This window comes from Mycobacterium sp. (assembly GCF_046095365.1).
Taxonomy (GTDB): Bacteria; Actinomycetota; Actinomycetes; order Mycobacteriales; family Mycobacteriaceae; genus Mycobacterium.
The window spans coordinates 16,885-40,249 of record NZ_JBJTJF010000050.1; the positions used below are offsets into that span (position 1 = coordinate 16,885).

General features: G+C 70.0%; 26 protein-coding genes and 1 pseudogene. 13 read left to right on the plus strand and 14 right to left on the minus strand.

Translation table 11 applies throughout. The features are described 5' to 3' along the window. Positions 1-22: 22 nt before the first annotated feature. Positions 23-760, plus strand: coding sequence for a GAF and ANTAR domain-containing protein (locus ACKOQ4_RS03490; RefSeq protein WP_526288855.1), 738 nt, complete (start codon positions 23-25; stop codon positions 758-760). Here the strand turns inward: ACKOQ4_RS03490 and ACKOQ4_RS03495 are convergent. After that, a complete protein-coding gene (locus ACKOQ4_RS03495; RefSeq protein ID WP_526288857.1) occupies positions 723-1,379 on the minus strand; it encodes a hypothetical protein in 657 nt (218 codons plus the stop codon). The genes ACKOQ4_RS03490 and ACKOQ4_RS03495 overlap by 38 nt on opposite strands. 94 nt (positions 1,380-1,473) lie before the next feature. Here ACKOQ4_RS03495 and ACKOQ4_RS03500 point away from each other — a divergent pair, with 94 nt between their 5' ends. Then, positions 1,474-2,043, plus strand: coding sequence for a hypothetical protein (locus ACKOQ4_RS03500; RefSeq protein ID WP_526288859.1), 570 nt, complete (start codon positions 1,474-1,476; stop codon positions 2,041-2,043). Position 2,044: 1 nt separating this feature from the next. On the opposite strand, the gene ACKOQ4_RS03505 is transcribed toward ACKOQ4_RS03500, so the two are convergent. Further along, positions 2,045-5,386: a cadherin-like domain-containing protein gene (locus tag ACKOQ4_RS03505; RefSeq protein ID WP_526288861.1), complete on the minus strand. Its 3,342-nt coding sequence runs from the start codon at positions 5,384-5,386 to the stop codon at positions 2,045-2,047. Between the two features lie 137 nt (positions 5,387-5,523). On the opposite strand from ACKOQ4_RS03505, the gene ACKOQ4_RS03510 reads away from it, so the two are divergent. After that, a complete protein-coding gene (locus ACKOQ4_RS03510; protein WP_526288863.1) occupies positions 5,524-6,063 on the plus strand; it encodes a YceI family protein in 540 nt (179 codons plus the stop codon). A 35-nt stretch (positions 6,064-6,098) separates the two neighbouring features. Here the strand turns inward: ACKOQ4_RS03510 and ACKOQ4_RS03515 are convergent, their stop codons facing one another. Next, positions 6,099-6,854 (minus strand): L,D-transpeptidase, encoded by a 756-nt coding sequence (locus ACKOQ4_RS03515; protein WP_526288865.1) that lies wholly within the window; start codon positions 6,852-6,854, stop codon positions 6,099-6,101. A gap of 81 nt (positions 6,855-6,935) precedes the next feature. Between ACKOQ4_RS03515 and ACKOQ4_RS03520 the strand changes: the two genes are divergently transcribed. Next, entirely contained in the window at positions 6,936-7,310 is a 375-nt protein-coding gene (locus tag ACKOQ4_RS03520) for a carboxymuconolactone decarboxylase family protein (protein WP_526288867.1), read from the plus strand. Here ACKOQ4_RS03520 and fdxA read toward each other — a convergent pair. After that, positions 7,307-7,645, minus strand: a pseudogene (gene fdxA, locus ACKOQ4_RS03525) (ferredoxin). The gene ACKOQ4_RS03520 and the pseudogene fdxA overlap by 4 nt on opposite strands. An 88-nt stretch (positions 7,646-7,733) precedes the next feature. Then, the gene (locus ACKOQ4_RS03530; RefSeq protein ID WP_526288869.1) at positions 7,734-8,297 is read right to left on the minus strand and encodes a lipoprotein LppJ family protein; all 564 of its coding nucleotides are present in this window, start codon (positions 8,295-8,297) and stop codon (positions 7,734-7,736) included. Positions 8,298-8,401: 104 nt separating this feature from the next. Here ACKOQ4_RS03530 and ACKOQ4_RS03535 point away from each other — a divergent pair, with 104 nt between their 5' ends. Next, positions 8,402-9,487 carry a S1C family serine protease gene (locus ACKOQ4_RS03535; protein WP_526288871.1) on the plus strand — a complete coding sequence of 362 codons (1,086 nt, stop codon included), beginning with the start codon at positions 8,402-8,404 and terminating at the stop codon, positions 9,485-9,487. 11 nt (positions 9,488-9,498) lie between these two features. On the opposite strand, the gene ACKOQ4_RS03540 is transcribed toward ACKOQ4_RS03535, so the two are convergent. After that, entirely contained in the window at positions 9,499-9,894 is a 396-nt protein-coding gene (locus ACKOQ4_RS03540) for an SRPBCC family protein (RefSeq protein WP_526288873.1), read from the minus strand. Between the two features lie 117 nt (positions 9,895-10,011). Between ACKOQ4_RS03540 and ACKOQ4_RS03545 the strand changes: the two genes are divergently transcribed. The 3 genes from ACKOQ4_RS03545 to ACKOQ4_RS03555 are packed head-to-tail and all read left to right on the plus strand — an operon-like array spanning position 10,012 to position 13,121. Next, on the plus strand, positions 10,012-10,473 hold the full coding sequence (locus tag ACKOQ4_RS03545; RefSeq protein ID WP_526288875.1) for an SRPBCC family protein: 462 nt from the start codon (positions 10,012-10,014) through the stop codon (positions 10,471-10,473). Between the two features lie 47 nt (positions 10,474-10,520). Beyond that, positions 10,521-11,804: a cytochrome P450 gene (locus ACKOQ4_RS03550; RefSeq protein ID WP_526288877.1), complete on the plus strand. Its 1,284-nt coding sequence runs from the start codon at positions 10,521-10,523 to the stop codon at positions 11,802-11,804. Between the two features lie 3 nt (positions 11,805-11,807). Beyond that, the gene (locus ACKOQ4_RS03555; RefSeq protein ID WP_526288879.1) at positions 11,808-13,121 is read left to right on the plus strand and encodes a cytochrome P450; all 1,314 of its coding nucleotides are present in this window, start codon (positions 11,808-11,810) and stop codon (positions 13,119-13,121) included. Here ACKOQ4_RS03555 and ACKOQ4_RS03560 read toward each other — a convergent pair. Then, positions 13,118-13,297 (minus strand): hypothetical protein, encoded by a 180-nt coding sequence (locus ACKOQ4_RS03560; RefSeq protein ID WP_526288881.1) that lies wholly within the window; start codon positions 13,295-13,297, stop codon positions 13,118-13,120. The two genes, ACKOQ4_RS03555 and ACKOQ4_RS03560, sit on opposite strands and share 4 nt — an antisense overlap. A gap of 81 nt (positions 13,298-13,378) precedes the next feature. Between ACKOQ4_RS03560 and ACKOQ4_RS03565 the strand changes: the two genes are divergently transcribed. The 3 genes from ACKOQ4_RS03565 (at position 13,379) to ACKOQ4_RS03575 (ending at position 16,083) form a co-directional block, all read left to right on the plus strand. Further along, on the plus strand, positions 13,379-15,148 hold the full coding sequence (locus ACKOQ4_RS03565) for an N-acyl-D-amino-acid deacylase family protein (RefSeq protein WP_526288883.1): 1,770 nt from the start codon (positions 13,379-13,381) through the stop codon (positions 15,146-15,148). After that, the gene (locus ACKOQ4_RS03570; protein ID WP_526288885.1) at positions 15,138-15,587 is read left to right on the plus strand and encodes a nuclear transport factor 2 family protein; all 450 of its coding nucleotides are present in this window, start codon (positions 15,138-15,140) and stop codon (positions 15,585-15,587) included. The genes ACKOQ4_RS03565 and ACKOQ4_RS03570 overlap by 11 nt, the downstream gene beginning before the upstream one ends. Before the next feature lie 130 nt (positions 15,588-15,717). Beyond that, positions 15,718-16,083: a hypothetical protein gene (locus ACKOQ4_RS03575; RefSeq protein ID WP_526288887.1), complete on the plus strand. Its 366-nt coding sequence runs from the start codon at positions 15,718-15,720 to the stop codon at positions 16,081-16,083. Here the strand turns inward: ACKOQ4_RS03575 and ACKOQ4_RS03580 are convergent. The 3 genes from ACKOQ4_RS03580 to ACKOQ4_RS03590 are packed head-to-tail and all read right to left on the minus strand — an operon-like array spanning position 16,080 to position 19,023. Further along, the gene (locus ACKOQ4_RS03580) at positions 16,080-17,216 is read right to left on the minus strand and encodes an amidohydrolase family protein (protein WP_526288889.1); all 1,137 of its coding nucleotides are present in this window, start codon (positions 17,214-17,216) and stop codon (positions 16,080-16,082) included. The genes ACKOQ4_RS03575 and ACKOQ4_RS03580 overlap by 4 nt on opposite strands. Then, positions 17,213-18,523 (minus strand): type I glutamate--ammonia ligase, encoded by a 1,311-nt coding sequence (locus ACKOQ4_RS03585; RefSeq protein WP_526288891.1) that lies wholly within the window; start codon positions 18,521-18,523, stop codon positions 17,213-17,215. The genes ACKOQ4_RS03580 and ACKOQ4_RS03585 overlap by 4 nt, the downstream gene beginning before the upstream one ends. Then, positions 18,520-19,023 (minus strand): carboxymuconolactone decarboxylase family protein, encoded by a 504-nt coding sequence (locus ACKOQ4_RS03590; protein ID WP_526288893.1) that lies wholly within the window; start codon positions 19,021-19,023, stop codon positions 18,520-18,522. The genes ACKOQ4_RS03585 and ACKOQ4_RS03590 overlap by 4 nt, the downstream gene beginning before the upstream one ends. A 147-nt stretch (positions 19,024-19,170) precedes the next feature. Between ACKOQ4_RS03590 and ACKOQ4_RS03595 the strand changes: the two genes are divergently transcribed. Further along, the gene (locus ACKOQ4_RS03595) at positions 19,171-19,344 is read left to right on the plus strand and encodes a hypothetical protein (protein ID WP_526288895.1); all 174 of its coding nucleotides are present in this window, start codon (positions 19,171-19,173) and stop codon (positions 19,342-19,344) included. A 3-nt stretch (positions 19,345-19,347) separates the two neighbouring features. Here the strand turns inward: ACKOQ4_RS03595 and ACKOQ4_RS03600 are convergent, their stop codons facing one another. From ACKOQ4_RS03600 to ACKOQ4_RS03610, 3 genes are all read right to left on the minus strand, one after another. Further along, positions 19,348-20,112 carry an enoyl-CoA hydratase/isomerase family protein gene (locus ACKOQ4_RS03600; RefSeq protein ID WP_526288897.1) on the minus strand — a complete coding sequence of 255 codons (765 nt, stop codon included), beginning with the start codon at positions 20,110-20,112 and terminating at the stop codon, positions 19,348-19,350. 4 nt (positions 20,113-20,116) lie between these two features. Further along, the gene (locus tag ACKOQ4_RS03605) at positions 20,117-20,824 is read right to left on the minus strand and encodes an EthD domain-containing protein (RefSeq protein ID WP_526288899.1); all 708 of its coding nucleotides are present in this window, start codon (positions 20,822-20,824) and stop codon (positions 20,117-20,119) included. Between the two features lie 88 nt (positions 20,825-20,912). Continuing rightward, positions 20,913-21,545 (minus strand): PaaI family thioesterase, encoded by a 633-nt coding sequence (locus ACKOQ4_RS03610; RefSeq protein WP_526288901.1) that lies wholly within the window; start codon positions 21,543-21,545, stop codon positions 20,913-20,915. A 46-nt stretch (positions 21,546-21,591) separates the two neighbouring features. Here ACKOQ4_RS03610 and ACKOQ4_RS03615 point away from each other — a divergent pair, with 46 nt between their 5' ends. Further along, complete coding sequence (locus ACKOQ4_RS03615; RefSeq protein WP_526288903.1) at positions 21,592-22,899, plus strand: alpha-amylase family protein; 1,308 nt, start codon at positions 21,592-21,594, stop codon at positions 22,897-22,899. On the opposite strand, the gene ACKOQ4_RS03620 is transcribed toward ACKOQ4_RS03615, so the two are convergent. Continuing rightward, positions 22,886-23,320, minus strand: coding sequence for a DUF1810 domain-containing protein (locus ACKOQ4_RS03620; RefSeq protein ID WP_526288905.1), 435 nt, complete (start codon positions 23,318-23,320; stop codon positions 22,886-22,888). The two genes, ACKOQ4_RS03615 and ACKOQ4_RS03620, sit on opposite strands and share 14 nt — an antisense overlap. Positions 23,321-23,365: the final 45 nt, after the last annotated feature.

A 23,365-nucleotide genomic window follows, 5' to 3' on the forward strand; every position in this document is an offset into this window, starting at 1 on the left:
TTTCGACCGGATTCTGGATCGGGTGCACCATGACCTGCCGGAGGCGGTCGGGCTGGCCGTCAGCATGCACTCCAAGACCGGGGGCATGGCCGTGCTGGCCGCACGCGGCATGGGCGCCGAGTATCTGCACGCCCAGGCATCCGGATTGGGCGGCCCCGTCACGACCGCGGTGGAGCACCAGGTCCCGGTGCTCAGCCTCGACCTCTGGTCCGACGACCGGTGGCCGGCGCTGACCGCCGAAGCGATGCGGGCATACCTCCGGGACGACGTGGACGCCCCGCGGCGCGTGCGCGGGGCGGCCGCGGTGCCGGGGGTCTGGCGAGCCGACGAGACCGTGGCGCTGTCGTGCCTGCTGAGCGGAACTGCCGACGCCGCCACCATCGCGACCCTGATGGGATACGAGCAGTTGGTCACCGCGGCGCTGGTGACCAGGGCAGCGGCCGAGGACGGCACCGAGATCGCCGATATGCTCGCGGTACTGCAGTCGCGGGGGGCGATCGAACAGGCCAAGGGCGCGATCATGGGCTCGCTGCGGTGCGACGCCGAAACCGCGTGGACCATGCTGCGGCGGGCCAGCCACGAATCCAACGTCCGGCTGAGGGTGCTGGCGGTCGCGCTGGTCGAGCACATCGGCGGCGGACCCGCCGAACAGCCCGCCGCCGGTGTGCCGATCGTCCCCGACGAGCGGGCCCGCAGGGCGGCGCGGCTGCTGTGGGCGGTGCTCAGCCGCGCCCCCGGGAAAGCCTCACACGACGACTGACTCCGACTGACTCCGGCGTGTCGATGGTGGTCGACACCGAGACGATCTGCGGCGTGGGCGGCGCCGAGGAGAAGCCGAAACCGACCGGCGGCGCCAGCGGCGCCACTGCGCCGAGGTCGCTTCCGGCGAAGCTGCCGCGCACCGTCTCGATCAGCCGGGACCGTCTGACCCCGTAGTACTCCCGCCGGCCGTTGCCGGCGCTTCCGGCGGTGTGCACACCCGGCACCAGGCGGGAGGCGATCGGGTCGATGGCCCGCAGCCACCACGGTTCGGTGGCCAGCCGGGCCGGCACCAGGCGCAGCAGTCGGTCCAGCGGGGCGGGCCCCCCGAGAACGACATCGAGCACAAGGCCGGGCGCGGTGACCGACAGCGTGTCCGCGGACAGCTCGGCGGTGACCGGGCCTACCTCGACCCGGTCGAAGCGGTAGGTCGACGCCACGAAATCGGCCACCCGGGCCGTCGGCGCCAGCAGGATCCGCTCGTCGGAGCCGGTCTGCACCATCACGTCGGCGAACGCCCCGAACGGCGACCGTGTCCACGTCCCCACCACCAGCCGCACACCGGCGGTACTGCCGAACCCGGCGATGTGCCCGCTGAAAACCAGTCGCTGCGCACCCACCCCCCGAGGCTAGCCGGACGAAACGCCGTCGCCGCAGCGCCGTATTGCGCGGCCGGGGTGGTTCGCTGTGTCTACCAACCGAAGGGAGTCACCGATGCCCCGCCGTTCACGTTTTGCCGGACTGATCCTGGCCGCGGTGGCGACCGCCGCGGCGGTCGTCCTGCCCCGGGCCGGGGCCGAGCCGACGACGGCGCCCACGACCCCCGCGGGGGGCCCGGCCTACCCCAGCGACGAGCTCGGTTTTCAGGACTCAGCCGCCCGTTGCGATAGCGGGCAGACCGTGATGGAGTTCGGCCGCACGTCGCGGTCGCTGGTGGCGATCTGCGTCGACGGCGACGGCGAACTGGAGTACCGGGCGGTCCGGCTCAGCGACCAGGCCGATCTGAGCCTGCCGGCGACCCGGGGATCGGACGGCTCGGTCGTCGCGACCAACGACGAGGTCACCTACTCGGTGTCCAAGGACGCCTTCCTGGTGTCCGAGGGCGACACCGTGCTCTACCGGGACACCTGGGCCGAATTCCACACGCCCCGCTTCCCCGCCGCGTCCTCGTCGGCGGCACCGGCGCCGGCGTCGACGTCGGCGGCGCCCGCCACGTCGGTCACGGTCAGCACCACCACCGTCACCCCGACGCCGTCGAGTCAGGCCGCCGGACGCGACGGCTGACTCACAGGGCGGTCCCGTTGATCCGGCTGGCCGACAACTCCTGCAGGTATATCTCCAGGTCGGTGTAGCCCAGACTCGACAGAGTGGTCGCGTTGGTGTTGGCCACCGCCGGGTTGAGACCCCTGGCGTTCTCCCAGGCGTCCGGCATCCCGTCGTTGTCGGTGTCCGCCGGCGCAGCGGGCGCGGATCCGCTGAAGACCGGGCGCAGCGCGTCGCCGGCCGGATTCGTCTCGATCGGAGCCGTCGCGATGGTGTTGGCGGCGACGTTCTGCATCAGCCTGGTGTCCATCGGGTCGCGCGGCCACGCTCCGGCCGTGTTGAGCAGCACGGTGCGCAACTGGTCGGTCGCTGTGTAGGTGATGGCCGGGAACGGGAAGCGCGTGCTGCGTTTCTGCGCCTGCTGCTGGGACACCAGGCTCGCCACATCTGCGCTACTCAGGGCCGGGTAGTCGTTGCAGCAGTAGAACAGTTCGTAGTCCGATCGGGTCGGATACAGACTCATCTTGTTTCCGCTGAGGTACAGCTGGTTGGCCGAATTGCGCAGTATCTGGTCGTCGAACATGCCGTAGGGGAACGATGCGCCGGTGCGGAAATAGTTGTTGACCGCGTTGATCTTCCAGTAGATCGGGTATGAGTTGCCACTCGGGTTGGTGACCGTGCCGGTGCCCGGACCCAGTGCGATGAAGAATCTCGGGTCCCAGTAGAGGTTGTTCGACAGTTCCAGGTTCATCGTCGAGTTGGCCGCAGCCAGGGATTCCCGACTGCCCTCCGGCAGTCTCCCCCAGATCCGGTTGAACACGTTGTGATGCAGCGACACGTTGTCCAGGCCGAAGCCGTACGCCGGGTTGGAGTAGTTCATCAAGATGCCGCCGTACTCGGCGTGATACCCCAGCGTCTCGGCGAGCAGCGTGTTCTGCACGGTGATGTTGTTGGAGTAGGAGATCTCGATGGCCTCGTCGGTGGCGTTGCCGATGGAGACGTGGTCGACGATTCCGTTGCGGGTGTAGCGCAGCCGCAGGCCGTCGTCACTGTAGGAGTCGGTTCCCGGCCGGATCCGGATGTGCTGCAGAATCCAGTTCTCGGCGAAATCGCCTGGCGCACGGACTTCCTGGTCCTGATACGGACTCTCGTCGGTGACGAATCCGCGAACGGTGATCCCGCCCGGCGAGGTCTGGCCGGCGATGGTCACGTTGCCGTTGGTCAGGTGGATCTGGGTGTTGATCACCCCGCTCACCTTGAACAGGACGTACCTTGCGCCCGGCTGGTCGATGGCCCATTGCAGCGAGCCGGGGCCGTCGGCGTTGAGATTGGTCACATAGACGACGCTGCCGCCGCGCCCCCCGGTCGCATTCGCCCCGAAGCCCTCGGCGCCGGGGAAGGCCGGCAGGCCGGCGGGCGCCGCCGGAGTCGGGGCGACCGGCACGCTCACCGCCACGGCAGCGGTGCCCCCGCGGCCGTCGGCCACCGTCACGGTGAATCCGTCGCGCCGGTCTGCTTCAGTGGCACCCTGCGCTGCCGCGGCATCGCGGGCCGCCGCGTTCGGCGTGTACGAGAAGGATCCGTTGGCCGCGTTGACCGTCACCCGGCCTTTGGGAGTCGACGCCGGCGCACTGTAGGACAGCGTGTCGCCGTCGGCGTCACGGCCGACCACCGCTCCGGTCACAACCCCCGACACCGGATCCGGGGCGTTCACCGTCGCCGATCCGGTCGGCGCCCGGTTGACCGCCGAGGTGGTCGGGCTCACCGGCACCGACACCGCCACCGCTGTGCTGCCGCCGTGCCCGTCGGTCACGGTCACCGTGAAGCCGTCCCGGCGATCGGCGGCGGTGGCGCCGGACGCCCCCGCGGCATCGCGGGCAGCCGCCGTCGGACGGTACGAGAAGGCTCCGGTGCCGGGATTGAGGGTCAGGGCGCCCTTGGCGGTCGATGCGGGCGCGCTGAAGCTCAGGGTGTCCCCATCGGAGTCAGTGGCGCTGACCGAACCCGTCACGACACCGGTCGACGCGTTGGGTGTGCCGACCACCGGTACACCGGCGGCCGGCGCGCTGTTGCCGGGAGCGATTGCCACCGTCACCGGTACCCTCAGCACCGCCCCGTAACCGTCGCGGACGGTCACGGTGAAGGTGTCGCTCCTCTCTGCCGCCGTCGCACCGGACCGGGCCGCCGCATGTCTCGCTGCGGCCGACGGCGTGTAGGTGAAGTCGCCGGTCGCATTCACCTGAACTGTGCCGCGCGCGGCCGCTGCGGGGGCGGTGTAGGAGAGCGCGTCCCCGTCGGCGTCGGTGGCCGATACCCGGCCGGTGACCACGCCGGTCGCGGCATTCGGAGTTCCGACCGTGGTCCGAGCTACCGGCACCGCGTTGCGGGGCACGATGGGAATCGTCACCGCCCTGCTCACCCGGGCGAACCGGGTATCTGTCACCGTCACGGTGACCGTGTCGGACCGGTCCTGCGCCGGGGCGGTCTCCCTGGCCGCGGCGTGCATTGCCGTTGCCGTGGGCGTGTAGGTGAGGACTCCGACCGGGGAGATGCTCGCGCTGCCCTTGGCAGGGCTCGAGATCCGGAAGGTCAGCCGGTCGTTGTTCGGATCCCGGGCGTTGACCACTGCGGAAACAACGCCGGTCGCCGGATTCCCGGCTCCAACCGCAACCGAGGTGATCACCGGCGGCCTGTTGAACAGGACACCTCTGCTGACAACCGCCGCCGGCGCCACCGCCGGCCCGCCCGGGTCGAAACCCCACTCCCGGCGGGCCGCCGCTGCCAGCACCCACGAGACAGGAGCGAAGACCGGCACTCCAGTACCGTTGTCCGCCAGAGGGTTTGACCCTCCCGCCCGGGCGGTCCCGGCCGCGGCGCTCATCACCGTGGCCGCAGGCGCGGGCATCGGCCTCGCCGCCGGGTCGGCCGTTCCGGCTAACGGGCCCGCCAGCGACCGCACCGCCGCGCCGGCCGCCTGCGGCCGAACTGCAACTTCCGCGACTGTCCTACCCCGCAGGGCCGGCTCGGGCAGGACGTCCGGCACCCTCAAGCGTCCGGCAGCCGCGGCCGGCGGAGTCGCCGCGACGCGGGCCCGCGGGACGGACGCGGAGTCCCCGGTGGCCGATGCCCGGGCCGGCTTGGGCGGCTTCGCGCGCGCCGGGGCGCCGGCCCGCTTGCGCTCGGCGCGCGGCACGGCGGGCGCCTTCGGGCCCGTCGCCCGCCGCGACCCCGGGTCGACCGGTCCCGATGCCGTGTCCGCCCGAGCGTCGGTGGCGTCGGCCGCGGCGACGCCGGCCGGGAAGGTGCTCAATCCGAGAACGACGGCCAGCGCGCCGACGTGCGCGATGTTCACTGCAGCTCGCATGGCGACCCCCGCGCACCTGTGATAATCGTGATTTTAACCTGTGAGAAGAATAACACCGCCGGCCCGTCGGGGATAGACCGATCGGCGGGGGTTTTCGGCTCGAGCCACCGCCTCGAACCCGGCGCTACCATCACCGGGTGAAGGACTGGTCGCTCAGCGCCGCCGACGGCGAATTGCGCATCCTGACCGGCGTGGCCGGCCGGGCGGCGAGGATGGGCCACCGTCTGGCCATCGGAATGAAGTCGTGGCAGGCGTCCGTCCACTGGGCCGGCGACAGCCCGACGCACGCCGAGCTCAGCGTTCAGGTGGAATCCCTGGAGGTGCTCAGCGGTGAGGGCGGCGTCACTCCCCTGTCCGGACCGGAGAAGGCAGTGGCTCGCGCCAACGCGCTGAAGACGTTGGACGCCAAAAAATTTCCGGTGATCCGGTTCACCGCCGACGAGATCGCCAAGACCGAGGACGGATACCGGATGGCGGGCACGGTGGAGATCCACGGGACGCCGCGCCCCCAGTCCGTCGACGTCAAGGTCGACGACAGCGGCAACGCGTGGACCCTGTCTACCCGGGTGAGCCTGAGCCAGAACGATTTCGGGGTCAGGCCCTATTCGCTGTTCATGGGGTCGCTCAAGGTCGCCGACGAGGTGACCATCGACTTCCGGGCGTCGTGCCCGAAGTAGTTTCCCGGCTCACCAGTTGATCTCACCGGTTGATCTCACCAGTTGATGATGACGGGGTCTCCGATCCCCACCTGATTGAAGTACCACAGAGCGTTGTCCGGGCTGAGGTTGATGCAGCCGTGGCTGACGTTGGCGTAGCCCTGGGAGCCGACCGACCAGGGCGCCGAGTGTACGTACACACCGCCCCAGGTGATCCGGATCGCGTCGGCGACCGTCAGCTTGTAGCCCTCCGGATCGGTGAGCGGGATGCCGATTGTGCGCGAGTCCATCACGATGGACTTGTACTTCTCCAGCACGCTGAACGAGCCGATCGGGGTGGGGAATTTCGGCTTGCCCATCGAGGCCGGCATCTGCCGCATGATCACCCCGTCGATGCTCACGGTGAAGGTGTGGTTGGACACGCTGCCGACTCCGAGCACGGTTGATCCGGTGCCGAAGCTGCGGCGCTCTCCCCCGGCCGTCAGGGTGATCCGGGAGTGCGCCGGCCAGAAGCGGTCGGGCGCCCACTGCACCGTGGTGTCGTCCCGCCACTCGAACCGGCCCGTCATCGGGGTGGGTGCGGTGACCGTGATGGAGCGTTCGGCGGCCGCCCGGTCGCGGACGGGGCGGGTGAAGGTCACGATGATCGGGTGCGCGACGCCGACGGTCTGGCCGTTGACGGGTTGCACGGTGGCGACGGTGCCGGCTCCCTGCGACGGGGCGGTCGCGGCCGGGGCGGAGGGGGCGGTGGCCGCCATGGCGAACATCGCGATCCCCGCCGCGGCGAGTCCCCGTCGAACTGATCCGGCCATGTGTTCCCTGTCGTGTCGTGGTCACCAGCGCAATGCAGTCTAGAGGTTAGAGTCGTGCCTAAGGGGATTACAGTCCCAGCCATGAGCGAACACGGCCACCATCGTGACGTCCTGGATACCCTGCGCCCGCAGCACCGTGCACTCCAGCAGGAGATCCCCGACGTGTACCGGGCGTTCAACGAACTCAGCGCGTCAGCCCTGGCCGACGGCGCCCTGCCGGCCAGGGTCAAGGAGCTCATGGCACTGGCAATCGGCGTGGTGCACGGCTGCGACGGCTGCGTCGCCTCGCATGCGCGCGGCGCTGCCCGCGCGGGGGCGACGGCCCCTGAAACCGCCGAGGCCATCGGCGTGGCGATCATGATGCACGGCGGACCGGCAACCATCTACGGCGCGCGCGCCTTCGCGGCCTTCACCGAATTCGCCGGCGACACGCCCCGGGCCGACCCGAACGGCTAGCCGCGCGGCAGCGCGTGCACCATCGGGGTGTCCACCCCGACGGGGCCGAGACGGCCGGCCCCGCCCGGCGCGCCCAGCGGGCTCTCGCGGCCCGACAACCCCTCGGAGAAGAACGCGGCGTTGTCGGCCCGGAACTACCGCTCGCCCTCGGGCAGGTCGTCCTCGTAGAAGATCGCGTCGGCCTCGCACAGCAGACGGCAGGCGCCGCAGTCGACGCACTCCTCGGGGTTGATGTACATGGTCCGGTCGCCTTCGTAGATGCAGTCGACAGGGCACTCGGCGGCACAGGCCTTGTGCTTGACGTCCACACACGCGCTGGTGATCACATATGCCATGGGTGGCAGTCTATGTGTGACACGGCGTATCAGACACGGGTCGAAGGCCACCGGACCGGGGACCAAAGTCCCGGATTTCCCTGGCGCCCTACCGGTTCAGCTCGCGGGTCACGTCGACGAAACCCGTGCTGTCGGCGCTGTGGTCGGTCATGTTGCGGCACTCCCCGGAGATCTCCAGCACACCCCGGCCGGGCTGGTCGGCGTCGCGGTGGTATACCGCGATCAGACCCTCTCTGGCCAGCGTGTGACCACCCGGGTGCCGTCCGGGCGGCAGCCCCTCGCGCCAGCCGAGGTCCTTCATGGCCCGGGCGATCTCGCGGAAGTAGGCAGGCGTCTCGGTGACCGTCGGCACATCGAAGTTCATATAAACGGTGCCCTGGTAGGGGGGCTGCTCCTCGGTGCCGCAGGACATCAGCAGGTAGCCGCCGGTGGCCGACCGCAGTTTCCCGGCACGGACGAACTGCCGGGCCGGCTCGAGCACCTGGCTTCGGGACTGCTCGTCGTCGAGGGCTTCCGGAGCGGGCTGCGATGCCCTCCCACCCAGGTCGAAGACGCGGTGGAAGACCACCACCACGACGCCGAGCACCAGCGTGGTCAGCAGACTCGCGGCGAGCAGCGCGATCGCCGACCGCGAACGCAGTGAGCTTTGCATCGTGCGCCGATGCTACCCAGGTGTGAGCAAGCTCTCCCGGCACCGCTGTGCCGACGGCAAACCCGAACTGCCCTTTTAAGGGATTTTCAGGCACAGTTATGGGTATGGATCCGACACGTCCACGCGCGGCGCGCCGACGGCCGCGGCGACTCCCCGGTTTGCTGGCGGCGCTCGCGCTGCTCGCCGGGGGTACTGCCGCGCCGGCCGAGGCCCTGCCGCTGCCGGTGCGTCCGCCGGCCACTCCGCTGGACCAGTCGGCGGTGCTGAGCCAGGTCGTGCCGGGTCTGGTCGACATCAACACCACCCTGGGCTATCAGGGCGCCGCCGGCGCGGGCACCGGGATCGTGCTCGATCCCAACGGCGACGTGCTCACCAACAACCACGTCATCGAGGGTGCCACCGATATCACCGCCGTCAGCCTGGCCAACAGCGTGACCTACCCGGTGGACGTGATCGGCTTCGACCGGGCCAGCGACATCGCGGTCGTGCGGCTGCGCGGCGCCGGCGGCCTGCCGACCGCCGTGCTGGGCAGCTCGGCCGGGGTGGCCGTCGGCGACCCGGTGGCAGCGATCGGGAACTCCAACGGAACCGGCGGGCCGCCCAGTTTCGCCCCGGGCAACGTCACCCAGCTCGGTGCCTCGGTGCGGGCCTCCGACGAGGCCGGCGGCGGCTCCCGCGAGCTCTTCGACCTGATCCGGGTGGCCGCGGAGATCCGCCCGGGTGACTCCGGCGGGCCGTTGGTCAACGGCGCCGGACAGGTCATCGGTGTGACGGTGGCGGCCACGCTGAACTACCACATGGGCGGGGTCAGCGGCCGGGAGGGCTTCGCCATCCCGATCGACCGGGCGATCGGCATCGCCAATCAGATCCGCGCCGGGGCGCCGTCCCCGTCGATCCATCTGGGCGACACCGCGTTCATCGGGGTCGGCATCGCCGACGCCCCGCCGTTCGGCGGCCCGGCGGGGGCGGTGGTGCGGCAGGTTCTTCCGGAAACTCCCGCGGGTGTGGCCGGCCTGCGGGCCGGTGACGTGATCACCGCGGTCGACGGCATTCCGGTCAACGCCGCTGCCGACCTGTCCAACATCATCGACCAACGCCGGCCGGGCAACACCATCATGCTCAGCTGGATCGACCGCGCGGGTAACCCGCGCACCGCCCCGGTCGTGCTGGCCAAGGGCCCGGTCGGCTGAGCCCGGTCCGGTCAGCCGGCCAGCCTGTCGATCCTGGTCAGGGCTGCCGCACACACCGGCAGGTAACCCAGGGCCCAGAAAGGGGTCTCGAACCGCACGAGGCACCCGCCCGGGACCGCGGTGACCTCGTGACCGGTCGCGCGCACACCCGCCACCGTCCAACCCCACCGGCGGCCCGGCGCGAACTCGGTCACGACGAACGGCAGCGCCACGCCGACCGCGGTCCAGACGGTGCCCCGTGCACCGGCGCTGAGCACCGTGCCGCCGTCGCTCAACTCCGCCCGCCGTACCGAGGGGCCCCATAGCGGCCACTGATCGAGTTCGACCAGAATCTGCCAGACCCGTTCGGCAGGGGCTGCGATGCGCCGGTCGACGCTCGGGGTGGGCGGCCGCAGTGCTATACCCATGGGCCGCAACGCTACGCCGCGGTCTGGACAGGATCGCCGCGAGAGCGCCACCGAGATCGCCTCGGCGATGACCCCCGACCACGTCGTCGACCCCCCAGCGGACCTAGAATCGAGGCCATGGAAGGCTCCGTGACCGTGCACATGTCGGCGCCGGCCGAAAAGATCTGGAACCTGATCGCCGACGTGCGCAACACCGGCCGGTTCTCCCCCGAGGTCTTCGAGGCCGAATGGCTCGACGGGGCCGACGGCCCGGCGCTGGGCGCCAGGTTCCGCGGCCACGTCCGGCGCAACGAGATCGGCCCGGTCTACTGGACGAACTGCCGGGTGACGGCCTGCGAGCCGGGCCGGGAGTTCGGCTTCGCCGTCCTGGGACCCGGCGACCAGGCCGTCAACAACTGGCACTACCGGCTCAACCCGAGCGGCGACGGCACCGACGTCACCGAGTCGTTCCGGCTCAACAACGCCCTGCCGGTCCGGGTTTTCTGGATGTTCGCCGGCTACCTGCGGGGACGGCGAAACGTCCGGGACATGCGAACCACGCTGGAACGCATCAAGAAGGTCGTCGAGGAGCAGACCTAGCAACCTCAGTCGATCCGCGAGGACCGAGCGGCCTCTAGGGTGGACGCATGGGCATCGCCACACGCGTCAACGGCCAGCAGCCGCCGCAGATCCCTCTCGGCGACATCGACCTGAGCCAACTGGGTTTCTGGGGACTCGACGACGACATCCGCGAGGGGGCTTTCGCCACACTACGGCGGCAGGCTCCGATCACGTTCTTCCGCGAGATCGAGTTCGAGGGATTCGACACCGGCCCCGGCCATTGGGCTCTGACGAGATTCGACGACGTCCACTTCGCCAGCCGCCATCCGGAGATCTTCAGCTCCTACCCCAACATCACGATCGCCGACCAGCAGCCCGAGGTCGCCGAGTACTTCGGCTCGATGATCGCCCTGGACGACCCGCGGCACGCCCGGCTGCGCGGCATCGTGCGCAGCGCGTTCACTCCGCGGGTGGTGGCCCGCACCGAGGAGTCGGTGCGCGAACGGGCCCGGCGGCTGGTGGCCGACATGATCGCCAACCACCCCGACGGCACCGGCGAACTGGTCAACGAGCTGTCCGGACCGCTGCCGCTCCAGGTGATCTGCGACATGATGGGCATCCCGGATTCCGACCACCATCAGGTCTTCCACTGGACCAACATCATCCTCGGCTTCGGCGACCCGGACCTGACCACCGACTACGAGGAATTCATGAAAGTGGCCATCGACATCGGCGCCTACGCGACCGCGCTTGCCGAGGACCGCAGAGCCAACCCGCGCGACGACCTGACGACGGCACTGGTGGCGGCAGAGGTCGACGGGGAGCGCCTGACGTCGGCTGAGATCGCGTCGTTCTTCATCCTGCTGGCGGTTGCCGGCAACGAGACCACCCGCAACGCCATCAGCCATGGGCTGCTGGCGCTGACCCGCTACCCCGAGCAGCGCGAGATCTGGTGGAACGACTTCGACACCCACGCCGCCACCGCCGTCGAGGAGATCGTCCGATGGGCCTCGCCGGTGGTCTACATGCGCCGCACCACCACCCGCGACGTCGAGGTGAGCGGCGTGCGGATCCCGGCCGGCGACAAGGTCACGATGTGGTACGGCTCGGCCAACCGGGACGAGGACAAGTTCACCGACCCCTGGCGTTTCGACGTGACCCGGTCACCCAACCACCACGTCGGATTCGGCGGCGGCGGAACCCATTTCTGCCTCGGCGCCAACCTCGCCCGCCGGGAGATCGCGGTGGTGTTCGAGGAACTGCGCAACCGCATCCCCGACATCGCCGTCAGCGAGGAACCCGCGATGCTGCTCTCGGCGTTCATCCACGGGATCAAGCGGCTGCCGGTCAGCTGGACACCGCCGGCCTGATCCATGGCGACGACGAAGGATTGGCTGCACTGGCTGGCCATGCACGGCGTGCTGCGCCGGGCCGCGCAATGGTCCGCCCGCCGGGGTGACCCGCAGGCCCGGTTCGCCGCCGACCCCGCGGTGCGGGCCGACCCGGTGACGTTCTTCGAGGAGCTGCGCCGCCAGGGTCCGCTGGTGCGCGCCCGCGTCAGTTACCTGACCGTCGACCACGCCGTCGCCAACGAGTTGCTGCGCTCGGAGGACTTCCGGGTGCTGTCCACCCGCGACGCCCTGCCCGAACCGCTGGGCTGGCTGGAACGCCGGACCCGGTCCGACCTGCTGCACCCGCTGCTGCCGCCCTCGCTGCTCGTCGTCGAACCACCCCAGCACACCCGGTATCGCAAGACGGTGTCGTCGGTGTTCACCTCCCGTGCGGTAGCCGCGCTGCACGACCGGGTCTCCGAGACCGCCGACGGACTGCTCGACGATCTCGCCGGGGAGCGCGGAGTCGTCGACGTCGTCGCGCGGTACTGCTCGCAGCTGCCCGTCGCGATAATCAGCGACATCCTCGGCGTGCCGGCAAGTGACCGTTCCCGGATACTGGAGTTCGGCGAATTAGCCGCTCCCAGTTTGGATTTCGGCCTGGATTGGCGTCAGTACCAGCGCGTGGAGCGCGGCCTGGAGGGATTCAACCACTGGCTGACCGCGCACTTGAGACAGTTGCGGGAGCATCCCGGTGAGGATCTGATGAGCCAGCTCATCGAGGCCTCCGATGCGGGCGTCAGACTCGACGAGACCGAGTTGCGGGCGATCGCGGGCCTGGTGCTGGCGGCCGGGTTCGAGACCACGGTCAACCTGCTGGGCAACGGAATCCGGCTGCTGCTGAACTCCCCCGACCAGTTGGCGGCGCTGACGGCCGATCCCGCGCTGTGGCCCAATGCGGTCGAGGAGGTCCTGCGGCTCGACTCCCCGGTGCAACTCACCGTGCGGGTGGCCGGAAAGGACACCGAAGTGGCAGGGACGCCGGTCCGGCGCGGCGAGATGGTGGTCATCTACCTGGCGGCGGCAAACCGGGACCCGGCCGTCTTCCCCGACCCCGACACCTTCGACGTCCGGCGCCCCAACGCCGGACGGCATCTGGCCTTCTCCGGCGGCCGGCACTTCTGCCTGGGCGCGGCGCTGGCCCGGATGGAGGGCGAGGTCGGCCTGCGCAGCTTCTTCACCCGCTTCCCCGATGCCAAGCTGGAGGGGCAGGGCAGCCGGCGGGACACCCGGGTTTTGCGCGGATGGGTCAGGCTGCCGGTCAGGCTGGGCGCGGCCGCGCCGGTCGCACGCTAGGCCTCGGCCTCCGCGGTCAGGGACCGCAGCCAGCGCAGTTCGGCATCCTCCCGGCGCAACTGTTCGCGAATCACGTCGGCCCGGGCCCGCCGCCGGGCGTCACCGAGCTTGCGGCCCGCCCACAGCACAACCGTCATCAGGACCACCGCGGTGCCGGTGAGGATCCAGAAGGCCATGCCCGGCAACTTCCCGTTCGGCGGGGGCCTCAAACCCGGTGGGACGTTGACACCGGTCCGGACGGGCGGTTTCCTGGGACTATGGCCTACGACGTGATCGTCCGAAACGCGCGCTGGTTCGACGGAACCGGTGCCCCTGCGGCGATTCGCAGCATCGGCATCCGCGACGGACGGGTCGCGGCGGTCTCCCCGGCGGATCTCGACCCGACGGGCTGCCCGCAGATCATCGACGGCACCGGCAGGTGGGTGATGCCCGGCTTCGTCGACATCCACACCCACTACGACGTCGAGGTCCTCGGCGGCCCGGGACTGCCGGAATCGGTGCGCCACGGGGTCACCACGGTCCTCATCGGGTCGTGCTCGCTGTCCACCGTCCACGTCGGCGGGCGGGACGCCGGCGACCTGTTCGGCCGGGTGGAGGCAATTCCCCGCGAACACGTGATCGCCACCATCGACGACGAGAAGACCTGGGGCAGCGCGAGCGAGTACATCCGTGCGCTGGAGGCGCGTCCCCTGGGCCCGAACATCGCCGCGTTCATCGGGCACTCCGACATGCGCACTGCCACAATGGGTCTGGACCGGGCCACGCGTCACGAGACGCGACCCACGCCAGGCGAGCAGGCCGACATGGAGCGGATGCTGGCCGAGGCCCTCGACGCGGGCTTTCTGGGGATGTCCTCACAGCAACTGCTGTTCGACAAGATCGACGGCGAGACCTGCCGGTCGCGCACCCTGCCCTCCACCTACGCCAGGCCCCGGGAACTACGGCGGCTCAAGTCGCTGCTTCGCCGCCGCGGCCGGGTGCTGCAGTCCGGCCCGGACATCTCCAACCCGTTCAACGTGCTCTCCCAGGTGGCGCAGTCGCTTCCGGTGCTGCGGACCAGACTCAAGACCAGCCTGCTCTCGGCGGCCGACGTCAAATCCAACCCGTTCGCCATCGCCGTTCTCGGACCTCTGGCCCGGCTGGTCAACCGGTTCGGCGCAGACTTCCGCTGGCAGCACCTCCCGGTGCCGTTCGAGGTGTACGCCGACGGGATCGACCTGGTGGTGTTCGAGGAGTTCGGTTCGGGCGCGGCAGCCCTGCACCTGCGGGACGAGGTGGAGCGCAACGCCCTGCTGCAGGACGAGGGATACCGGCGCCGGTTTCGCAAGGACTACGACAACAGGTTCGGCATGCGGGTCTGGCACCGCGACTTCTTCGACGCCGAGATCGTCGCCTGCCCCGATGAGTCCGTCGTCGGGAAGTCCTTCGGGGAGGTCGGCATCGACCGCGGCGGACTGCACCCCGTCGACGCCTTCCTCGACCTCGTCGTCGAACACGGCCGGAAACTCCGCTGGCGCACCACGATCTCCAACCACCGGCCCGAGGTGCTGCGCAAACTCGCCGCCGACGACGGTGTACAGATGGGCTTCTCCGACGCCGGGGCCCATCTGCGCAACATGGCGTTCTACAACTTCGGGCTGCGGCTGCTGCGCCACGTGCGCGACGCCGAACGGCGCGGGCAGCCGTTCATCAGTGCCGAACGGGCCGTGCACCGGCTGACCGGCGAATTGGCGGACTGGTACGGCATCGACGCCGGGCATCTGCGGGTCGGCGACCGGGCCGATCTCGTGCTGGTCAATCCCGAGTGCCTCGACGACAGCCTCGACGCCTACGCCGAAAGCCCGGTGCCGCAGTACGCCAACCTCCCGCGGATGGTCAACCGCAACGACGGCGCCGTCGACCTCGTGCTGATCGGCGGCCGGACGGTCGTGCGCCACGGCACGCCCACCGAGGTGCTGGGCGCCGAACGCACCGGAAGCTTCCTTCGGGCCGGCCGGCGCTCCGAGGTTCCCGAGCATGCCTGCTGACGCGCGAAGCGTCGTTCTGGGCATGTGGCGTGCGCTGTCGGCTCGCGACTGGGCGGCCGTTACGTCGTTCCTGGCGCAGGACTGCGTCTACGTCGACATGCCCGTGGGTCCGGCCGCGGCCGCCCGCGGCCCCGAGGACATCGTCAAGCGCCTCAAGGTCGGCCTGGAGCCGCTGGCCGGTTACGCCAACCACGACGGGCTGCTGCTCTCCAACGGATCCGATGTGATGTACGAGCATTCCGAGACCTGGAACTGGGTCACCGGAGAGACGGCGGTGCTGCAGTTCGTCACCGTGCACCGGGTCGCCGACGGCCGGATCACGCTGTGGAAGGACTACTGGGACTTCGGCGGGCTGGCCAATCATGCCCCGAAGGACTGGATGGAGCAACTGGCCAAAGCGGATATGAGCTGGATGTTCGACGCGACCGGGCTAATCTGAACCCGTTGCGATGCGGGCGGTTCGGGGTCTTCGTCCCCGACTCCGTCGAGCGGATTCGCGTACTGTTGATCTTCAGATGCGTGGAAACCAGAGGCGTGGATACCAGACGCGTTGTTTCGGAAGGACACATATGAACCATCAGGCTGAGATTTCCCGGGCTGGCATTTCCAAGCGCAGGGTCACGGCCCTCACCTTCATCGGTGCGGTCGCGGTCGGCGGCGCCCTGGCAACGGCCGGTTTCACCGCCGGGACCGGAACGGCGAACGCCACGGACTGCGGGTGGGCCAATGGCGGGCTGAGCGTGAGCGGGACCGCATCGGCCGACTGCGACGGCATCCAGGGTGGCGGGATGTACACCACGGATATGAGTCCGAGCTCCATGGGCGCGGTCGACGGCCAGGGCTGGATCGACGGACAGGGCGTGGAGGATCACGACGGTGTCCAGGGCGATGTGTGCGGCGCCGGAGCGCCGGGCAGCGTGCCGCGCTGCTCCTAGCCCGATTCGGCCCTGGTTTCTCCTGGAATCCGATAGAGCCTGATCGCGTTGTCCCTTCCGATCAGGCCGGCGATCCTGATCGCGTCCTCGATGCTCCACTGACCGCGATCGACGAAACCATCGAGCACCTCGCTCATCCCGTCGCGCCACAGCCGCGCCCCGAGGTAATGCAGTTCCGGCGGCCCGAAGGCGTCCGAGGAGTACAGGATCTTGCGGAACGGCGCCAGTTCCAGGCAGCGGCCCAGGAACGCCGCGGCGCGTGCCCCGAGATGATTCACGCTCAGACCGACGTCGATATGGACGTTGTTGAACGCGCTGGCCAGGTAGCCGGCCTCGCGTTCGTAGGGATAGCAGTGCAGCAGCACGATCGGGACGTCGCCGGACTGGCGCAGCAGGTCGAGCAGGCCCATCGGGTTGGCGCGGTGCAGATCGCAGTCCCGGTCACCCAGTCCGACGTGGAACTGCACCGGCTTGCCTAGCCGCAGCGCCTGGTGAATACCGAAACGCAGCAGCACCCGGTCGGTAAGCCGAGAAGCGCCGCCGGCGCGCCAGCGCTGAGCCGCCTCGGCCACATCCCGGGCACTCGGTGCGGACAGGTCGCCGCCGAAGCCGCCCCGATAGGCCAGAACCGTCTTGGTCGCCACAGCCGATGCCGCTCTGCCCCAGAGGATTTCGGTGAAGTTCGCCGCGTAGTCCCCCGGCGCCGCTGCGGCTTCCTCGGCAAGACTCTCCAGCCGCAGGACCTCGTGACCGCACCCGCCGGAGACCCGCGCGATCTCCGCGGGCCCGGCGACGCCGATCAGGCCGGTATCCACCAGCCAGTCGCCGACCCCCGCGGCGGGCAGGAACAGAGCCGCCAGGTCCGTCGCGGAGCAGGCACTGCGCGCTTCCCAGTAGGCCCGCGGCTCGGCGTGCGGCGGCAGGCCGAGCAGCGGGGCGCACAACGCGCGCACGGCAAACCCCAGTTGGGTGTCGAAACCCGAGTCGAAGCCGGCGAGAGCATCGGTGTTCGCCTCGTTGAGTCCGTCCTCGAAACGGCGCCGGTCGACCGGCGTCGTCCAGAAACCGTGGACATGGTTGTCGACGAGTCGCAGTTCGCTGATGCGCTCGGCGAGCACCAGGCGGCCGCTCACAGACTCCAGGCCATCCGGAACTTGTCGGTCAACTCCGCAGCCGGCAGGCCGGCGTAGTTCTGCTGCTCATAGCGGCGGACCGCGACCAGGGCATCGACCGCCGGGTCGCCGAGCATGCCGCGGATCCGGGTCGAACCATCCAGTGCCGCGATGGCGTCGGCCTGACTGGCCGGCAGCTGCGTGACGCCGGACTCGAGCCGGCCGGACGCCGACAGGGCCGCGGGGTCGACGCGCACCTCCGGCGGCAGTCGGGCACCGGTTTCGATGCCCTCGAGCGCCAGACCCAGGATCGCCGCACTGGCCAGGTACGGGTTGGCGGAGGGGTCGACGACCTTCACCTCGACGTTCGCGCCGTGGGGATTGCCGTGGGTTTTCGGCAGGAAGCGCACCGCGGCCTCGCGGTTCTCGGTGCCCCAGCAGGCCCAGGCTCCGGCCCAGTTGCCCGGACGCATCCGCAGCCCCGACACGATGGAGCCGGCGAACACCAGTTGAGCCTGTTCCAGACCGGCGATCACCCCGCCGATCGCGGCTTCGCCCTCGGCGGTCAGGCCGTGCGGGCCGGCCCCTCCGGAGAAGATCGGCGTATCGCCCCGGGACAGCGAGAAGTGCTGGTGGGCACCCGAACCCACGCTGCCGGCGAACGGAACCGGTGACAGGCTCACCCGCACACCGTGCTTGCGCGCCGTCCGGCCGATCAACAGCCGAGCCAGCACCACCTGGTCGGCGGCGGCCACCGGCGAGGTCGGGGCCAGCGACATCTCGAACTGGTTCACCCCGTACTCGGGGTGGAACTGCTCGACCGCCACCCCGGTCGCCGCCAATGCGTCCATCAGGTCTCGGACGAAGCCCTCGTGCTCGAGCACACCGGCCAGGCCGTACTGCGCCCAGGAATCACCGGGCAGGCGTTCACCGGCCGGCCCCACGAGGAGGAACTCGATCTCATGGCCGACCAGCGCTCGCAGCCCGGCCCGGTCGAGCCTCGACTCGATGCGGCCCAGAGTCCCCCGGGTGCAGGCCGGCACCGGGTTCGAGTCCTGGTCGTAAAACGACGCCGGCGCCCAGGACAGCCCGTCCTCGATGGCGCGCAGCGCGTGCCGGTCGATGCGCAGCCGCTCGTCGCCGACGACGCTGATCGCGTCGGTGAATGCGATGCCGGACCGGTCGATGGCGAATCCGTGCCAGGTCGGGCTGGCGCCCAGACCAGGATCGGCGAATCTGCCGGCCGCACCGGCGGGTACCGCCTTGGCCAGCGTCAGCCCGGCGGGGTTGACGATTGTCCCGACGACGATCCCGCCGTCGGACCTCATGCCTCGGCCCGGCCGGGCAGTGTCAGTTTGCAGGCCTGCCCGATGTCCAGCGTGCGCAGCATGCGTCCCATACCCAGCCACATCGCGCAGGAGATCGTCAGGTCGGCCAGCAGCTCGTCGGTGAAATGTTCACGGCAGCGTGCCCAGAACTGCTCGTCCGCCCGGAGCCCGGTGTGGTCAGTGGCGAAGCGGTGGGCGAACTCCGCGGCGAGGCGTTCCTGCGCGGTGAACCCCGGCCAGGTCTGCCAGTCCGGCGCATGGGCATAGAGATCCTCGTCCACACCGGCCGCCGGGCCGTCGGCGTCGCGGGTGTTGACACAGACCACGCACTGGTTGTCGTGCGCGATCACGATGCGGGCGATCTCCCGTAACCGCATCGGCAGCCGGTTCCCCGGACCGTAGACGGCGCCGCTGAACGCCGCCATGGCCCGGCCCAGGTCGGGCGAGAGAGCGATCCAGCCCGCGACGTCGTCGTCGGCGAATTCTCCGATTCTGCTCATGGGTGGATCGTAGTTGCCGACAGGCGGGAACCAGACCGGGCGGGGATCGGGGATCGCTCCTTCGGCTCATGTCCCGCACGGCCCCGGCGGCGCAGGATTGGGGAGGCGTCCGAGGTGGTTTCCGGGCGGGAATGGATGTGCCTCATGATGACCGAATCCGAGATCGCACTCCTCGGTTATGCCGAGAGCATTCTGCGCAACCGGGGATACGCCGAGCTCGCCAACAGCCTCGTCGACGTCGCCTCCGGCCAGGTGCAACGACGCGCGCTGGTGTTCTCCGCGAACCGGCCGCGGCATTCCGCGCGCGGGGCCCGGCAGTAGCGGTCAGTCCGGCCGGGAGCGTCCGCGGTTGAAATCGGCGAGCGCCTCTGCGTTCGCCCGCGCACCCATCAGTCGGGCGAACAACGCATGCTCGCGGGCCGTCGCCGCCGCGATCTCCGCTCGGGCCGGTTCCGTCATCGTCTGCTTGACCGCGATCAGACTCCGAATGGGTTTGGCGGCAAGGATTTCGGCGTGCCGGCGCACTTCGGACAGCAGATCGTCGGGCTCGCAGACCCTCCAGACCAGACCCATCCGCAGCGCCTCAGCCGCATCGACCCACTCCGAGGACATCAGCATCCAGGCCGCGTTCTGCCGGCCGATCAACTGCGGCAGCAGATACGACGACGCCGCCTCCGGGGCCACCCCGAGGCTGGTGAACGGGCACTTCAACCGGGCGGTCGAGGACATGAAGGCCAGATCCGCATAGCCGAGAATTGTCGTGCCGATGCCCAGTCCGACGCCGTTGACCGCGCAGATCAGCGGTTTCGGGAAGGCGGCCAGAGCCTCGATGAACCCGGGGAATCCGTGCCTGCCCGGCCTGAAACCCGGATCGGCGATCCTCGCCTGCATCTCGGCCAGGTCCTGGCCGGCGCTGAACGCCCGGCCGGCGCCGGTGATCACCACCACCGCGACATCGGCGTCAGCCGCGGCGGCGCTCAGCGCCTCGGTGGCGGCGTCGTAGAGATCTTCGTTGAAAGCGTTGAGGACCTCCGGCCGGTCCAGGGTCAGGGTTCGGACCCGGCTCTGGTCAGCGATGAGCAGCGTCACCCGGTCAGCTTAGGTTCGTGAACGGGTCGCGGAACACGTACCGCCCGGTCGGCACGGTGTCGACGTCCACGTTGGCCCCGAACGCCGAGGTACTGGCGATCATCTGGCCCATCCGGTGCCGCAACTCCGCGTCGTCGGCCGCGCCGAAGAACGCGTGCAGGCTGCCCACGGCCTCGATCGGGAACAGTTCCTCGACGATGGCCGACACCGGCGGCGCATCCGGGCTCAACGCCCGCACCACGTGGTTCTGGACGTAGCCGAAGGTGGACTGGGTGGCGATGGCCACCGGCGTGTGGTCGATCAGCCAGCGGGTCAGCCAGGTCCCCTCATCGAGGTGGGCCGGCCGGCGCAGCAGGGCGATGTTGGCCAGGCCGGGCGCCCGCCGTCCGGGCGGGGACGGGGGCGGCCGCATCGGTACCGACTCGGTCACCAGATAGGCCGCCACATGATCGGCATGGGGTTCGAGGAGTTCCAGCGCGGCGCGCACCTGCGGCCCGTAGTGCTGATCGGCCCACAGCGTCACCATCGCCTGCACCGGAGGGTCGAGCGTCTGCAGCGTCATCAGCGAGTCACGCACCGGCGCGTCCCGGACGTTGACGGCGAGCCCGGGCAGTCCCAGCTTCAGCAGGTCGTCGGCCACCGGTCCGCACAGCGCGCCCGACCACGCGTCACCGGAGTCGGCCGCGCGCAGGCAGACGACCACTTTCTCCATCGCATCAACCTACCTCGCCGGCGCATGCGGGCGGCCTTCGCACCGGAGAAACACGCCTAGCCGCAACGGCTTTGATTCGCCGACGAGCTCAGCTGCCGGCCTCGCGCAACCATCGCGGGGTGATGAAGACGCCCTCGGCTTCGACCGTGATGCCCTCCTCGTCGGCGATGTGGCCGGCGCAGTAGGTCTTGACCCCTTCACTGCGGGTGCGCACGGCCCGGGCCCGCAGCGGTCCCAACCGGGTCGCACGCAGATAGCGCACGGTGATGCTGCCGGTGAAACGCGGCTTCTGGTCGGGGCTGGCGGCCTCACCGAGCAGATGGTCGAGGATCAGCGCCGCCACTCCGCCGTGCACGTGGCCGGGCGGCCCCTCGTAGGCCGCGCCCAGTTCGAACTCGGCGCGAACCGCCCCTGACCCGTCGCGGCTGGTGATCACCGGCGGGGCCAGCGGGTTGCGGATGCCGATGACGGCGTTGCCCCAGCTGATGCCCTGCCCGTCGGCACCGACGCGCACCCCGAACGAACCGGGCATCTGCCGTTGCCGCAGCCTGGCCACGGCGGCGTCGATCTCGCTCGTGACCGCGGCGACGGTCTCGGGGTCGGCTTCGGTGCGGATCGCGGCGTCCACCAACTCACGCACCGACTCCGTCAGCGGCTGGTAGACCTCGCGCATCCGCGCCACCTCGGCGGGCGACCAGTCTTCGTGGGTGAACTCGAGCATTCCAGCACTAGAACACGGCCCGGCATTTGGTGTCTAACCTTGCCCCATGGCCGACTGGGTACGCCACGCGATCTGGTGGCACGTCTACCCGCTCGGATTCGTCGGGGCGTTTCCCGCCGAACGGCCGCCCGGCCCCGGCGAGCACCGGCTGCGCCGACTGGTGGGCTGGCTCGACCATGCCATCGAACTCGGCGCCTCGGGTATCGCGCTGGGTCCGCTGTTCGCCTCCCGCACACACGGATACGACACCACCGACCACTTCCGCATCGACCCGCGCCTCGGCGACGACGCAGACTTCGACCACCTCATCGACGAGGCGCACCGGCGCGGCCTGCGAGTGCTCCTCGACGGGGTGTTCAACCACGTCGGCACCGACTTTCCCCGCTACCGGCAGGCCGTCGACGAAGGGGACGCCGACGCCGCCCGGTGGTTCCGCGGCCGGCCGGGCCGGTTCCACACCTTCGAGGGTCACGCGGAGTTGATCACCCTCGACCACCGCAGCGACGCCGTCGTGGACTACACGGCAGCGGTGATGGCGCACTGGCTGGGCCGCGGGGCAGACGGCTGGCGGCTGGACGCGGCCTACGCGGTGCCCGAGTCCTTCTGGGCCCGGGTACTGCCCGGGGTGCGCGAGGCTCATCCGGAGGCCTGGTTCGTCGCCGAGGTGATCCACGGAGACTATTCGGCCTTCGTCGAGGCCTCCGGTGTCGATTCGGTGACCCAGTACGAGTTGTGGAAGGCGATCTGGAGCAGCCTCAACGACGGCAACTTCCACGAACTGGACTGGGCTTTGCAGCGGCACAACGCATTCCAGGATACGTTCGCCCCACTGACCTTCGTCGGCAACCACGACGTCACCCGGATCGCGAGCAGGCTCGAACGACCCGAGCACATCGGCCACGCGCTGGTCCTGCTGGTCACCACCGGCGGTGTGCCCAGCGTGTACGCCGGCGACGAACTGGCCTACCGCGGCATCAAGGAGGACCGCCCCGGTGGCGACGATGCGGTGCGCCCGGAGTTCGCCTCCGCGCCCACCGATCTCGCAGCGCAGGCCACCGACGCTCTCAACCTCTACCGCCACCTGATCGGCCTTCGCCGGCGACACCCCTGGCTGCACGCCGCCCGGACCGCGGCTCTGCACCTGGACAACCGCGGCTACGTCTACGAGACCCGAGACGGCGACCACGCGCTCGTCGTGGCGCTCAACGTCGATGATGGCCCGATGCCGCTGCCGGTGGCGGAGTTGCTCGGCCGGCCCGCCGAGATCCTGGCGGGCGCCGGTGCGCCGCCGCCGGAGGTGGTCAGCCACACCGAGGTTCCTCCGCACGGCTGGCTGATCCTCAATCCGTGCTGAGCATCTCGAGGGTGCGCGCGTCGGCAATACCGCCGTAATGCCGGTGCAGCACCGACTCGAAGACCGCCGGGTCGCCGCCGTCACCGGCCGCCCGGGCGAACAACGTCATCGACGAGCGCAGCTTGAGCGCGTCGACCTCACCGAGTACAAGCTCGATCGGCCCGGCAACAGCGGCGAGTTCGGCGGCGCACTCCCGAAGGCGCGGACCCAGCACCGGATGGTCCAGATAGGCCCGGGCCTCGGCGAGCGAGGCGATTCCGAAGTGTTCGGCGGTGCCGGTTCGGCCGAGGCCCTTCAGCTGGGGAAAGACGAACCACATCCAATGGCCGCGCTTGCGGCCGGCTCGCAGTTCGCCGACCACTTGCCGGTAGATCCCGCTCTGGGCGTCGACGAAACGCTGCAGGTGATACGGGTCAGCCATCTTCGACAAGCTACCCTCGGGATTCATGCCGGCAGAGAGGGACGC